The sequence below is a fragment of the Gottfriedia sp. NPDC057948 genome, assembly GCF_042887255.1.
Taxonomy (GTDB): Bacteria; Bacillota; Bacilli; order Bacillales; family Bacillaceae_G; genus Gottfriedia.
The window spans coordinates 1-14,391 of sequence record NZ_JBHVPN010000011.1 but is presented as its reverse complement, the minus strand read 5'-3'; the positions used below and the strand labels follow the sequence as shown (position 1 = coordinate 14,391).

Sequence of the window (14,391 nt, the reverse complement as noted above, 5' to 3'; positions counted from 1 at the left end):
TCAATTTTAAAAGAGGCGGCGACTTTGCTCACCGCCTCTGTTTTTTAATATTAATTATGAGAATGTACTAATTCATTTTCATAGATTACTGTTGGATACTTCCCTGTAAAGCAAGCAGTACATTGCCCTCTATTTGGTCCCTCATGATTTCTGCCAATAGCATTTAATAATCCTTCTAAGCTAATAAATTCTAATGAATCTGCACCAATTTCTTCGCAAATTTCTTCTATTGTATTAGTTGCAGCAATTAACTCTTCTCTTGTAGAAGTGTCAATACCATAATAGCAAGGATTTTTCAATGGTGGTGCGCCAATACGAACATGAACTTCACTTGCACCTGCATCACGTAACATTTGTACGATTCGGCGGCTTGTAGTTCCACGAACGATTGAATCATCTACCATTACTACACGTTTCCCTTCAACGATCGAACGAACTGGAGAAAGTTTCATCTTAACCCCTTGCTCTCTAAGTTCTTGAGAAGGTTGAATAAATGTGCGACCTACGTAGCGATTTTTAATCAAACCAAGTTCATATGGAATACCAGATTCTTCTGCGTAACCAACTGCTGCTGAAATACTTGAATCTGGAACACCGATTACTACGTCCGCTTCAACAGGAGCTTCTTTCGCTAATACACGCCCCATATTTTTACGTGCAGAATGAACATTGATATTATCAATATTGCTATCAGGACGAGAGAAATAAATATATTCCATGCTACAAATTGTGTGATTAACTGATGAAGTAAACTGATCAGTTTCCACTCCATTGTCTGAAATAATAAGTAATTCTCCCGGATTAATATCTCGAATATATTTCGCTCCGACTACATCAAATGCACACGTCTCTGAAGCTACAACATAAGCGTCACCTAGTTTAGCTAACGCCAATGGTCTAAAACCATTTGGATCTAGTGCAACATACATTGCATCTTTTGTTAGAACTAAGTAAGCGAAAGCTCCTTTGATCATATTTAAAGATGCTTTAATGCTATCTTTTAATGGAGCAGAACCATTACGTTTAATTAAGTGAGCAAGTACTTCAGTATCAGAAGTAGTTTGAAAAATACTACCTTGCATCTCTAAATCTTTACGTAATCTTGAAGCATTTACTAAATTACCATTATGAGCAAGAGCAATGCTTCCAGTATGCGATTGGAATAATAGAGGCTGAACATTTTCATAGCCGCCTCCGCCTGCAGTTGCATAACGAACATGACCAATAGCAGCTTTTCCGTGTAAATCATTTAATTGACCTTTACTGAAAACTTCTGTTATTAAACCAAGTCCTTTTGCCCCTTCAAGTTCATCCCCATTCGTTACAACAATTCCAGCTCCTTCTTGGCCTCTATGTTGTAAGCTATGAAGACCATAGTAGGAGATTTGGGCAGCATCAGTATGCCCCCAAATTCCAAATATTCCACATTCTTCGTTTAGTCCTTTTATTTCAGCAAGCATGGGATCGCCTCTTTCCAAGCTTGTTTCAGTTCCTCAACTGAAGCATGAAGAACTGTTTCATTGTTTTCATTACGAACTGTTACTGATGTTTCTTCTGTAACTGTACCGATTAACTTTGCATCTACTAATGCTTCGAATTGTTCTTTATGTTCAGATTTAACTGAAAGTAAGAAACGTGATTGAGTTTCGCTAAATAATGAAACAACCTCATTTCCTTCAATCGTAATAGTTGCACCAACTTCTGACGGACCAAATGTGCTTTCTGCAATCGCTACAGCTAAACCACCCTCAGAAATATCGTGTGCTGAAGCAACTACACCTGCTTGAATAGCAGCAAGAATTTGCTCTTGGCGACTAGATTCAACAGCTAAATCAATACTTGGTGCTTTACCAAAGATTTTGCCATTTAATAATTTTTGAAGCTCACTTCCACCGAATTCAGCTTCTGCTCCACCGATTACATAAATTAAATCGCCAGCAGTTTTAAAATTTTGAGTCGTGATATGCTCGACATCTTCAATTAGACCTACCATACCAACTACAGGAGTTGGGTAAACTGCTTCACCATTTGTTTCGTTATATAATGATACGTTACCACCGATTACTGGAGTACTTAATACATTACAAGCTTCACTCATACCATCTGTTGCTTTTTCTAACTGCCAGAAAATCTCAGGTTTTTCAGGATTTCCGAAGTTTAAGCAATCAGTAATTGCAAGTGGACGAGCACCTGAACAAACTACATTACGAGCTGCTTCTGCTACTGCAATTTTCCCACCAACTTCAGGATCTAAATATAAGTAGCGTGCATTACAGTCAGTTGTCATTGCTAGAGCTTTTTTTGTATCACGAATTCTGATTACTGCAGCATCTGAGCCTGGAGCAACTACTGTATTTGTACGAACCATGTAATCATACTGACCGTAAACCCACTCTTTACTTGCGATTGTAGGTTGAGAAAGTAATTGTTTTAACGTTTCTTTTGAATCACTAATTTCAGGAATATAGTTTTCCATCGCTTGGAACTCACCATAATATGCAGGTTCAGTTGATGGCTTATGATATACTGGAGCTTCTTCAGCAAGAGCATCTACAGGTAATTCAGCTACAACCTCACCTTTGTGAAGTAAGCGAAGCATCTTATCATCTGTAACACGTCCTACTGATACAGCATGTAGATCATACTTTTCAAATAAGTCTACGATTTCTTGCTCTCTACCTTTTTCTACAACTAGTAACATACGTTCTTGAGATTCAGATAGCATCATTTCGTAAGCTGTCATACCAGCTTCACGTTGAGGAACTAAATCAAGATTCATCTCAATTCCCATTCCTGCCTTTGAAGCCATCTCAGCAGATGAAGATGTTAATCCAGCAGCACCCATATCTTGAATACCAACAAGAGCGTCATTTTGAACAACTTCTAAACATGCTTCAAGTAATAACTTCTCCATAAATGGATCGCCTACTTGTACCGCTGGGCGTTTCTCATCAGATGCATCAGATAACTCTTCAGAAGCAAAAGTTGCACCATGAATTCCGTCACGACCAGTTGAAGCACCAACGTACATTACTGTATTTCCAGCACCATGTGCTTGACCTTTTTTAATATCTTTATGATTGATTAATCCAACACACATTGCATTTACTAAAGGATTGCCTTCGTAACATGGATCGAAGTTTACTTCTCCACCAACTGTTGGAATACCAATACAGTTTCCATAACCAGCAATACCTGCAACTACTTCTTCAAATAAATACTTAACTCTTGGAGTTTCTAATTCTCCAAATCGTAAAGAATTTAGAAGTGCAACAGGACGTGCTCCCATTGAAAATACATCACGAATAATTCCACCTACACCAGTTGCAGCACCTTGGTATGGTTCAATTGCAGAAGGGTGATTATGGCTTTCGATTTTAAATACGACAGCTTGCTCATCGCCAATATCAACAATACCTGCTCCTTCACCTGGTCCTTGTAAAACATGCTCACCGCTTATTGGGAATTTACGTAATAAAGGTTTTGAGTTTTTATAACTACAATGTTCAGACCACATTACTGAGAATAATCCAAGCTCTGTATAGTTCGGATTGCGACCAATAATTGATTTGACTAATTGAAACTCTTCATCAGTTAAGCCCATTGTGGCATAAATTCTATCATTTTCAATTTGAATTGGATTTGGCTCAAGAAGTAACGACATGGTTTTCCCTCCAGTTTCTTACAATCGAACGAAATAGTTGAAGTCCGTCTGCACTACCTAATAATGCATCAACTGCACGCTCAGGGTGTGGCATCATTCCTAATACATTTCCTTTTTCATTAACAATTCCTGCGATATCATCTAAACTACCGTTCGGATTATTTTGATAACGGAAAATTATCTGATTATTATTTTTAAGTGCTTCGTATGTTTCTTGATCGCAATAGTAATTTCCTTCACCGTGTGCGATTGGTACAGTAATTACTTGACCTTTTTCATAACCAGTTGTAAACATAGATTCATTGTTTTCAACAACTAGCTCTACTTGTTTACACATAAATTTTAATTTCTCATTACGTCTAAGAGTACCTGGTAGTAGACCTGCTTCAGTTAGGATTTGGAATCCATTACAAACGCCAAAAACTGGTTTACCTTCAGCAGCAGCTTTCTTCACCGCATCCATCACGTTTGCAAAACCTGCAATTGCGCCAGAGCGTAAGTAATCTCCATATGAGAAGCCACCTGGTAATAAGATACCATCAAATTCATCTAAATTCGTTGAATCATGCCATAAGTATTCTACTTCTTCGCCTAACTCATCTTTGATTGCATGATACATATCAACATCACAATTTGAGCCCGGGAACACAATTACTGCAAACTTCACTGTGCGACTACCTCCTCTACCTCATAACGGTAATCTTCAATTACGATGTTTGCTAATAACTTTTCACACATTTCTTTTACTGTAGTATCTAAATCTGCAACATTTTTATCAATTAATAATTCCATATATTTACCGATACGAACATCTTGAACTTCGCTAAAATTCATGCTATGAAGTGCGTTTTTAACTGCATTTCCTTGTGGATCTAAAACACTTTCTCTTAATGTAACGAATACTCTTACTTTGAACATGATAATCCCCCTAAGCGTTTTAAAATTTCTTCGTATCCATCTGTTAAGTTACCTAAATCTCTACGGAATACATCTTTATCAAATTTCGCGTTTGTATCTTTATCCCATAATCGGCAAGTATCTGGTGAAATCTCATCTGCTAACAAAATTGTTCCATCATTTAATTTGCCAAACTCTAATTTAAAATCGACTAATCGAACATTACATGCATTAAACTGTTCTACTAGTACATCATTAACACGGAGAGCAATCTCTTTAATTGTTTCAAGATCTTCAGTTGTTGCTAGTTTAAGTGCAGCGATATGATCTTCATTAATAATTGGATCACCTAAATCATCACGTTTGTAATAAAACTCAATGATTGGTTTTTCTAACTTAACACCCTCATCTAATCCCATGCGTTTCGATAAGCTACCAGCAACAATATTTCTAACAACTACTTCAATTGGTACAATTGTTACTCGTTTTACAAGTTGTTCAAGTTCTGATGTTTTTTCTACGAAATGAGATGCAATACCTGATTCCTTTAACTTTGAAAATAGTAAACTAGTAATCGCATTATTCAAGCGACCTTTACCAGCAATTTCTGCTTTCTTTTCACCGTTAAATGCAGTTGCTGAATCTTTGTACTCAACTCTTACAATTTCAGGATTCTCAGTTGAGAAAATTCTTTTTGCTTTTCCCTCATACAACATTACTTGCTCTGCCATGCTAACAATGCCTCCCATATCCTCATTTAAACACCCAATAGAATTTCTGCTTTATCTGTTATTTGAATTGTTTGGCTAAGAATTTTTTTCTCTAATCTTAGCCAAACAATATTTATTAATTTAATCCTAAGCGTTCAAAAATTGTATCGACTTGACTTAAGTGGTAGCTGTAGTCAAAGCAATCATTAATTTCTTCTTGAGATAATAAAGAAGTAATTTTTTCTTCTGCTTCTACAAGCTCTTTAAACTGTACTTGAGTTTCCCAAGCTTCCATTGCTTTTGGTTGAACAGTATCATAAGCCTCTTCACGTGACATTCCTTTTTCAATTAAAGCAAGAAGTACACGTTGAGAATAAATTAATCCGTAAGTACGATCCATATTACGTTTCATATTCTCAGGGAATACTGTAAGGTTTTTAACAATATTTCCAAATCGATTTAACATGTAATTTAAAAGTATTGTTGCATCTGGTAAGATGATTCTTTCTGCAGATGAATGTGAGATATCTCTTTCATGCCAAAGTGATACATTTTCATAAGCTGTAACCATATGACCTCTAATTACACGAGCTAAACCTGTCATGTTTTCAGATCCAATTGGATTACGTTTATGTGGCATTGCAGAAGAGCCTTTTTGACCTTTTGCAAAGAATTCTTCAACTTCGCGTGTTTCACTTTTTTGTAATCCACGTACTTCAGTTGCAAACTTCTCAATTGAAGTTGCAATTAAAGATAATGTTGCCATGTAGTGAGCATGACGATCACGTTGTAAAGTTTGAGTTGAAATTGGAGCTGCTTGAATTCCTAGCTTTTCACAAACATATTCTTCAACAAATGGAGGAATATTTGCATAAGTTCCAACAGCGCCTGAGATTTTACCTACTCGAACTGTTTCAATCGCATTCTTAAATCGCTCTAGGTTACGCTTCATTTCTTCAGTCCATAATGCAAGTTTTAAACCAAAAGTAGTTGGTTCTGCATGTACACCGTGAGTACGTCCCATCATTACTGTGTACTTATGTTCTTTAGCTTTCGTTTCAAGAATTCCAATGAAATTCTCTAAATCTTTTAATAAGATATCATTTGCCTGACGTAGTAAGTATGAAAGTGCCGTGTCTACTACATCAGTTGATGTTAAGCCATAATGTACCCATTTACGTTCGTCGCCTAATGTTTCAGAAACTGCACGTGTAAATGCAACTACGTCATGACGTGTTTCTTTTTCAATTTCATAAATTCGGTTTATATCGAAAGAAGCTTTTTCACGTAACACTTTTACGTCTTCTTTAGGAATATCTCCTAATTCAGCCCATGCTTCACATGCTAAGATTTCAACTTCTAACCAAGCTTTAAATTTGTTTTCTTCTGTCCAAATTGCTGCCATTTCTGGGCGTGAATAACGTTCAATCATATTTTTACCTCCACCGGGTTCTGTTTCCAAATCCCTAACTCTTGTACTTTTTGCATCGCTAGTTCTGTTGATGCTGCCATTATATTAATATGTCCCATTTTACGGCCTTTTTTGCTTTCTTCTTTACCATAAAGATGGACATTTAATGAACTATCATTTTGCATTACATTCAATACTTCTTCAACATGTTCACCTAATATATTCACCATTACAACTGGTTTTAGTAATTCCGTATTTCCTAATGGTAAATTACAAACCGCTCGAATATGCTGCTTAAATTGTGAAGTTTCAACTGCCTCCATTGTATAGTGTCCTGTATTATGTGGACGCGGAGCTAATTCGTTTATATAAACCTGCTCATCTTCTGTTACAAATAACTCAATTGCTAAAACACCTACTAGATGAAATGAGCTAGCTACTTTCTTTGCATAGTTCTCTGCTGTTTTTATTACTGATTTTGAAGTATTTGCTGGTACAGATGAAGTATGCAGAATTTGATTCATATGAACATTCTCTGCTATTGGAAACGTATTTACCTCTCCATTACTATTTCTTGCGACAATTATTGACAATTCTTTTTCAAAAGGAACCCAGCCCTCAAGAATACATTGCTGTTTTTTAACAAGTTCTAATGCTTCAACAAAGTCTTCTTCAGATTTTAAAACAACTTGCCCTTTTCCGTCATAACCACCTGTTGTTGTTTTCAAAACAGCTGGTAAACCTATGTTCGTAACTGCCTCAGAAAATTGCTCTTCATTTTCTACTAGTTGAAATGGAGCAACCTTTATGCCTAAATTTTGAATAGCTGTTTTTTCAGTTAATCTATTTCTTGTTAGCTTTAATAACTCACTACCTTGAGGTAAATAGGAATGCTCATCTAAATACTCAAGTGCTTTTACATCAATATTTTCAAATTCATATGTTATAACATCACTTACTTTCGCAAGCTGTTTAATTGCTTCTAAATTAGAATACTCAGCCGTAATCTCTATATCAGATACTTGCCCACAAGGTGAATTTGGAGTTGGATCTAAAACAGCTATTTTATAGCCCATTTCTTTCGCCGAAAGCGCCATCATTCTTCCAAGTTGGCCTCCCCCGATGATCCCTATTGTTTGTCCTGGTAGAATTACTTTGCTATTCATAGTGATTCACTGCTTTCTAGAACTTGTTTAGTAGTGTTTTCACGACGAGTTTCTAATGCTAAATAAACTTCTTGATCTTGGATACTTAATACTTGAGCTGCAAGTAAGCCTGCATTCGTCGCACCTGCTTTACCAATCGCAACAGTTGCAACAGGTACTCCACCTGGCATTTGCACAATTGATAATAATGAATCTAATCCATTTAAAGCTTTTGATTGTACTGGTACACCAATTACTGGAAGTGTCGTTTTTGCTGCTACCATTCCTGGTAAGTGAGCAGCCCCGCCTGCACCTGCAATAATTACTTTAATACCACGTTCTCTAGCTGATTCTGCATACTCAAACATTAAATCTGGTGTACGATGTGCCGAAACAACTCGTTTCTCATAGCTTATATTTAGCTCTTCTAACACATCACAAGCATGTTTCATTGTTTCCCAATCACTTGTACTCCCCATAATGACACCAACTACCGGTTTCATCTGCTTTTCCCCCAAGTTTATTCGCTATTTTTTTATTTTTACAATAAATTTCCAACAAAAAACGCCTAAATAGAATTATCCCTCTATGGCGAGAAAGATAATCTACTTAGGCGTATACAAATAACGTACACGTGTGATTAACTTCCCCTCATAGTCCAGTAATTTAAGGTTACTAGGTAGAAACTTTTGGGCCATATTCCCAAACTTATATGAGGTTTGCTAAATTTCCTATCTCTATAGTATCAATTTATAACTCTTTTTTCAATAAAATATGAATGTTTTTCTTAAAAAATATTTTAATGTTCGTGTTTTACGCAGTTTTATACATTCTATGATGCCTATTTTTATTAAATTACTGATAGCAACTGTAATTTTTTTATTTCTTATTCGGATTTCTATTATCGACTAATCAATGAAAAACAAAAAAACTATCTATCCCTATAATAAATAGGAAAGATAGCTTTTTCAATTATTGACTTTTATTGAACAACCGTTACTTTAGTTGGAGTTGATGTTATTTTGAACCCATCTTTTGACGTAACATCAGCAGAGATATAGTATGTGCCGTTTGGTAGGTCTGGTTTTGGAATCCATTTTGTGTGCACTTCTTTTTCATTTTTAAATGAAATTGTATCTACTATATTTCCATTTATATCCTTCATATTAAACGTCCAATCTACTCTGTTTTGAGCAAAGAAATCAATTCCTGCTGCTCTATTTTTGTTAATATTTGTAGTTGGGTAAACACTTCTATTTGAAAGAATCATCCATTCACTCATATATTTTGCACTTTGATCTCCCCAAGTAGTATAAGAGTGGTTAAATGCATTGTCAGCTCCACCAATTACAATACTCTTTGGTTCAATATTTACTAGTAATGTTTGCGCTGCTCCTGGTGAATACATATTTCCGTTAACCCATACTACTGAAGCAGCATATCCAGATTCATTATCTGTGCCCTTCCAAGAAATTTCATATTTCCCATCTTTTGGAGTCACCTTAATATCTGTAACTTTCGGAAGGCTAGAATCGACTTTAACTGGCATTTTCACTTCTTGAGGTCTTGCACCTTGATAGTCTAAAGTTGTACGAATCACATAATTGTAAACTCCGTCAGGAACAATCTGTCCATTTTCATCTGTCATATTCCAAGCATAAAGTTCATTATAGCTTGTATCACCAAATGGCATGACATTTTTTCTAAATTTATATGGAGTTCCATTAAATTCACTAAAATCACCTAAATATTTAACCATTTCACCGTTTTGATTTTCAATATACATTTCTGTTTTTGCTAAATTTCGTAAAGCTGTAAATGAAGAATAGATTCCATTTAAATGGAAGTTTGGCGAAATTGCTATTTTGCTAAGATCGAATGTACCAGTTGCAGAATTATATCCTTTTGGATAACGTTCAGAAGTTCCATCCCAAAGTGCAGTATATCCTAAAAACGCATCCTTTTCCCACGCAGGTGCATCGATATTTCTTGGCTCATCCCATTTTCCATAGAAGGCCATATAAGGAACAGAAATTGGAACTGCCTTATCTTGATCTTTTGCCACAGGGACTAGGCGTACGTATCCTTCAACAAAACTATTCTTCGTTAATGAATCTGGTAAATTAACACTAATTGTCAGCATTTTTGATTGACCTGGTTTTATTTTAAGTAATGATCCATCTTTATATGTTACTTTATTATCATTTACAGTAATCGTTGCACCTTCAATACGTTCACTAGTCATTGTTAAATAATCTTTTGAATCCATCGCACCATCATTGTCTAAATCAAATTGCTTTGTTTCTGTTTTATCTTTTAATAAATCCACATAAACATTGTATTCAATATCAGCGCTATTATTTTTTCCCTTTGGCGCATCAAATGCTTCAACATTTAATTTAAAGCTAGTATTCTGGCCAATTTCTTTTAATGCAACTGCCCCAGCTTGCTCTAATGGCGTATTTCTACTTGTAACAATAACTGGCGTATTAATTGCATTTTGAATTTGCATTAAACCTGATCCCTGTAATCGTGGAGAATACGGAACTTCTCCATTTGTTTTTGGATCCATCACAATACTTGATGTATTCATTAATGCTATTTTTGCTTTTAAGGCTGCATCTTCTGAGTGTTGTAATCCTTTTTCATAAAGTGACTGTAATACCAACGCTGAACCGCCTGCAACGTGAGGTGTTGCCATTGACGTACCGCTCATTACTTCATAATCATTTCCAGGTACAGTTGAATAAATATTTCCACCTGGAGCAGAAATTTCCGGTTTAAAATCTAATGTTGAGGGCGCACCGTACGATGAAAAACTAGACATTTTGTTTTTGTTAACATTATCAATCCAAGTATCACCTGCTAATTTCATTTTTACAATTTGGCCACTTGTTAGTTTATTAATTAATTCTTGACCTACTGCCTTACCTGTTGTAGCAGTTGGAATAGAGGATCCATTTAATTTCATGTATGGATAATCATCCAAATTGTTAGGTGGAATAATAATAGCAGCTTTTGCTTTATATTTTGAAGCATTAGATTGAACAAATGAGTATGAAGTATATTGATTGTTCATTTTCGCAACAACGATTTTACCTTCAACATTTTTAGTACTAAAATCGGTAGGCTTCGATCCTTCACCTACATATACCAATTCATACTCTTGGCCGGGTGTTAATCTTCTAGAAAGTTTAAAGTTTGCTGTTGGTGCAAATTGAGTTTGATCTTGGAATGGCAGTTTAAAACCATTAGCATCAGCTAAAGTATTTAAGTGCATTTTTGTATTTTCATAGGAAGCAACAGATAATGCATATGGACTTACTCCTGGTGCACCTACTGTTCCGATATCAGGATTATCTGCAAAGGGCTGTGCAGCGGCATCGAAAAACAAATTATTTTTTGTGCTGTAAGCTGAGTTCCCAGCAGCAACTACAACAAGCGTCCCTTGTTCAGTTGCTTCTCGAATTGCTTTTTGAACAGGATCAAAATCTTCCCCTACAAAACCTGCATCAACGCCTAAACTCATATTGATAACATCAGCATCCATCGCAACTGCATGCTCAATCCCTGCGATAATATCATCCTCATAAGCACCGCCACCTACATCGGAAAATACTTTCTCTGCTAATAATTGAGTTCCAGGAGCAATACCTTGAACACCACCGTTTGCATCATTACCATTTGCACCAATTGTACCTGAAACGTGCGTACCATGTGGACTTCCATCTCCACGAGGAATAACGTCAGTATCATGATCAGCCCAATCATAGCCTGTTGGTACTTTATCTGAGTACCAAACTTCATTTACAGATGTAGCATCTAATTTACTTTTAATATTTGTTTGAGTTAGCTTTTCTTTTTGTTTACCCTTTTCTGTCAACGTCATGTCCTTATGAGTATAGTCAATACCAGTATCAACAACTGCTACAAGTAAACCTTCTCCTTGATAACCATATTGATTCCAAACCTTTTGAGCTTGTACTAGCTCTTTACTTGCTGCCATTGTTTCATGGAAGGTTCTAGCAACATTTACGTGAAGTACACCAGGAATAGACTTGATTTCATCTAAATTCTGATATTCTGTTTCAACACTAAATCCATTGAATCCCTCAAAGAAACGTTGTTTTAATTTAGGGGAATTTGATTTAGCCTTATTATTCTTTGTGATTTCTTCGATTACTTTGTCTTGTTTTTCTTTAAATAAGGATTTTTTGTTTGATGTAGAAGTGTCAGTAGTTGATGGCTGCTCAATTTCCACTATAAAGCGGACATTATCGGTAGGTTTATAAGTTTTCTCAGATTCATCCTTTTGAATGTCTTTATATAGGTCCTCTTTACCTTTTGGACTTTGGTCTAATAATTGTGGTGCTTGATCCTCGACCGCTTCTGTTGTTATATCATTATTTTCTGCTAGAGCTGTATAAGATGAAAAAATCAAAGAAGATAAAGCCACTGTGGTCATTACTTTAAACGGTATCATTTTACTGAATTTCATTTAAGCCTCTCCTTTTATGTGTGTATATTTCGATTATGTATTTTCTTTAATACTATGATTAAGAGGTTAGTAGTTTATTAAATAGAGAGTCATCATTTGTTTAAACTTAAGCCCTTACCATTAAGTGAGTAAATAAATACATTACTATCTAAATGTACATTCAATATATGCCGGAGTAAATTGGGGGAATTTCATATGATTTAAGGCGCTTATTTTCTACAAAAAACTGCATAAAGACTTATATTAGAACAAAATTAATTGTAAAAATTATAAATAATATATCAAAAACTTAATAATTGTGTCGGAAACTTTTAGTAATAAATAATCTTTTTTATCTAAATTTGCGAAAATATAAAGAAAATTCAAATTTTTTATACATTTATTCGATTTCCGTATAAAAATGATTAATAAGTACTAATAATTTGAAGTAAAAAAGGCGATACCAATTTGGTTTCGCCTTTTTAAGGATTAGATAATTTTAATTTTTAATGAAACTTTCAATTTCCTCTATTAATTCAGACTGTATTTTATCTACTTTTGAAAAATCCATAGCTCCTATATAAATAGCTTCTAATTCGTCTCTAAGAACTTTAGCATCCGCCAAATAAGATATTGCCTCTTTCATTTTATCTTTATATGAATTTGTCGTTCTTTCAATTTCAGTAGCGTACTTCTCATCTGTGCCCGGTGTAATACATCTTTCGTACATATCAATAATCTCATCTGTTTCGCGATCAGGAAAATATTCATGTGGTGCTGTACTGTCAAAGATCGCAATGCTTTTTTCTGGAATAATGACCATGTCAAGACTGTTTGGATCAAATCCACAATGATATATCTCTACGTCATATCCTCTTTCTTCTCCAGCAGCTGCTATTTTCTTTAGCATTGTTGATTTACCGGAACCAGCTCTACCCTTAATAAAATATCGCTTTTCGACTTCTTCTGTTAAATTTTGAATATAATCAACCGCACCACTTGGAGTTGCTGCACCTAAAAATCTATGTTTTACTTTGGGGGCTTTTTCAGCATTACTGTCATTACCATAAAATAGCGCTATCATTTCGTCAGTCAGTTTATTAGCTTCTAAAAAGTCCATATTAGAAATATAAATTTCTTCAATCTCATCATGAGCCCTTAAAGAAGCCGCAAATGTGTCATATGCTTTTTGAAACTTCTTAGCAATTTCATCATTTAGTGATAGTATTGCTTCCTTGTGTACGGCTAATTTCTTAGAATCCCAAGCAATACCTAAATTCACATATTCCTCAATAACCCCTGGAGCTTTTGGTTCAATTACATGTGGTGCTGTTCCGTCCACTATACCTATTTGAAATTTCGGGATAATTAAGCCATCAACTGAATTGGTATCAGAAGAACAATGTAAATATTCAATATCGATTCCCTTATTTACAATTAATTCTCCTATTGTTTTTATTAAAGTTGATTTCCCAGTACCTGGACCACCTTTTAGAATGAATAGTTTATCTAAATCCTCTAAAGCTGAGTCATAGAGATTATAAAACCCTTTTGCAGTATTACCTCCTGCATAATAATTGAGTATTTTTCCTCTCATCTTTTTCCCTCCATTCAATCTAGGTTATGTAGATTTATTATTAGGGTGTTTGCCTAGCATTAATATTATTGTTTACTTTATTAATTTTAATGTTTATCCGAAGTTGTTGGTGATTCTTAAGTTTGTCTTTTAGATTTCGGATATCTTCATTTTATATGTAATGTCATGATAAGAACTAACATTTCCTAATTTGAACATAAAAAAACATCAGCCAAATAGCTGATGTTTTTGTTTACCAGGCGACGTTCTACTCTCACAGGGGGAAACCCCCAACTACCATCGACGCTGAAGAGCTTAACTACCGTGTTCGGTATGGGAACGGGTGTGACCTCTTCGCAATAATCACCTGATTTATTGAGTTGTACTTCGTACCCTCAAAACTAGATAATGTCATTATCAAACTTGTTAGTTAAGTCCTCGACCGATTAGTATCAGTCAGCTCCACGTGTCACCACGCTTCCACCTCTGACCTATCAACCTGATCGTCTCT

At 35.2% G+C, this 14,391-nt stretch carries 10 protein-coding genes, 2 rRNA genes and 1 riboswitch; all 12 genes read right to left on the bottom strand.

The genetic code is table 11. The features are described 5' to 3' along the window. Nucleotides 1–50: 50 nt before the first annotated feature. Nucleotides 51–1,460: an amidophosphoribosyltransferase gene (gene purF, locus ACFVRR_RS15995; RefSeq protein ID WP_387330443.1), complete on the bottom strand. Its 1,410-nt coding sequence runs from the start codon at nucleotides 1,458–1,460 to the stop codon at nucleotides 51–53. After that, nucleotides 1,445–3,664, bottom strand: a complete 2,220-nt coding sequence (gene purL / locus ACFVRR_RS15990) for a phosphoribosylformylglycinamidine synthase subunit PurL (RefSeq protein ID WP_387330441.1) — start codon at nucleotides 3,662–3,664, stop codon at nucleotides 1,445–1,447. The genes purF and purL overlap by 16 nt, the downstream gene beginning before the upstream one ends. After that, on the bottom strand, nucleotides 3,648–4,331 hold the full coding sequence (gene purQ / locus ACFVRR_RS15985) for a phosphoribosylformylglycinamidine synthase subunit PurQ (protein WP_387330438.1): 684 nt from the start codon (nucleotides 4,329–4,331) through the stop codon (nucleotides 3,648–3,650). Before purQ ends, purL begins: the two co-directional genes overlap by 17 nt. After that, entirely contained in the window at nucleotides 4,328–4,582 is a 255-nt protein-coding gene (gene purS, locus ACFVRR_RS15980) for a phosphoribosylformylglycinamidine synthase subunit PurS (protein WP_069032645.1), read from the bottom strand. Before purS ends, purQ begins: the two co-directional genes overlap by 4 nt. Then, nucleotides 4,570–5,292, bottom strand: coding sequence for a phosphoribosylaminoimidazolesuccinocarboxamide synthase (gene purC / locus ACFVRR_RS15975; RefSeq protein ID WP_097973954.1), 723 nt, complete (start codon nucleotides 5,290–5,292; stop codon nucleotides 4,570–4,572). The genes purS and purC overlap by 13 nt, the downstream gene beginning before the upstream one ends. Nucleotides 5,293–5,407: 115 nt before the next feature. Continuing rightward, nucleotides 5,408–6,703, bottom strand: a complete 1,296-nt coding sequence (gene purB / locus ACFVRR_RS15970) for an adenylosuccinate lyase (protein WP_069032643.1) — start codon at nucleotides 6,701–6,703, stop codon at nucleotides 5,408–5,410. Next, on the bottom strand, nucleotides 6,700–7,848 hold the full coding sequence (purK, locus tag ACFVRR_RS15965) for a 5-(carboxyamino)imidazole ribonucleotide synthase (RefSeq protein WP_387330435.1): 1,149 nt from the start codon (nucleotides 7,846–7,848) through the stop codon (nucleotides 6,700–6,702). The genes purB and purK overlap by 4 nt, the downstream gene beginning before the upstream one ends. Further along, entirely contained in the window at nucleotides 7,845–8,330 is a 486-nt protein-coding gene (gene purE / locus ACFVRR_RS15960; RefSeq protein ID WP_097973951.1) for a 5-(carboxyamino)imidazole ribonucleotide mutase, read from the bottom strand. Before purE ends, purK begins: the two co-directional genes overlap by 4 nt. A 131-nt stretch (nucleotides 8,331–8,461) precedes the next feature. Next, a riboswitch (purine riboswitch) is annotated at nucleotides 8,462–8,563 on the bottom strand. Nucleotides 8,564–8,809: 246 nt separating this feature from the next. Beyond that, on the bottom strand, nucleotides 8,810–12,325 hold the full coding sequence (locus ACFVRR_RS15955) for a S8 family serine peptidase (RefSeq protein WP_387330433.1): 3,516 nt from the start codon (nucleotides 12,323–12,325) through the stop codon (nucleotides 8,810–8,812). A gap of 478 nt (nucleotides 12,326–12,803) precedes the next feature. Further along, the gene (locus ACFVRR_RS15950; RefSeq protein ID WP_387330430.1) at nucleotides 12,804–13,901 is read right to left on the bottom strand and encodes a PRK06851 family protein; all 1,098 of its coding nucleotides are present in this window, start codon (nucleotides 13,899–13,901) and stop codon (nucleotides 12,804–12,806) included. 234 nt (nucleotides 13,902–14,135) lie between these two features. After that, nucleotides 14,136–14,251 (bottom strand): 5S ribosomal RNA (gene rrf, locus ACFVRR_RS15945). A 55-nt stretch (nucleotides 14,252–14,306) separates the two neighbouring features. Beyond that, a 23S ribosomal RNA gene (locus tag ACFVRR_RS15940) occupies nucleotides 14,307–14,391 on the bottom strand; the annotation flags it as partial.

What these genes read in the sequence shown, in the direction of transcription:
- purF (WP_387330443.1), bottom strand. Translation starts at nt 1,460, where the DNA reads ATGCTTGCTGAAATAAAAGGACTAAACGAAGAATGTGGAATATTTGGA.
- purL (WP_387330441.1), bottom strand. Translation starts at nt 3,664, where the DNA reads ATGTCGTTACTTCTTGAGCCAAATCCAATTCAAATTGAAAATGATAGA.
- purS (WP_069032645.1), bottom strand. Translation starts at nt 4,582, where the DNA reads ATGTTCAAAGTAAGAGTATTCGTTACATTAAGAGAAAGTGTTTTAGAT.
- purC (WP_097973954.1), bottom strand. Translation starts at nt 5,292, where the DNA reads ATGGCAGAGCAAGTAATGTTGTATGAGGGAAAAGCAAAAAGAATTTTC.
- purB (WP_069032643.1), bottom strand. Translation starts at nt 6,703, where the DNA reads ATGATTGAACGTTATTCACGCCCAGAAATGGCAGCAATTTGGACAGAA.
- purK (WP_387330435.1), bottom strand. Translation starts at nt 7,848, where the DNA reads ATGAATAGCAAAGTAATTCTACCAGGACAAACAATAGGGATCATCGGG.
- purE (WP_097973951.1), bottom strand. Translation starts at nt 8,330, where the DNA reads ATGAAACCGGTAGTTGGTGTCATTATGGGGAGTACAAGTGATTGGGAA.
- ACFVRR_RS15955 (WP_387330433.1), bottom strand. Translation starts at nt 12,325, where the DNA reads ATGAAATTCAGTAAAATGATACCGTTTAAAGTAATGACCACAGTGGCT.
- ACFVRR_RS15950 (WP_387330430.1), bottom strand. Translation starts at nt 13,901, where the DNA reads ATGAGAGGAAAAATACTCAATTATTATGCAGGAGGTAATACTGCAAAA.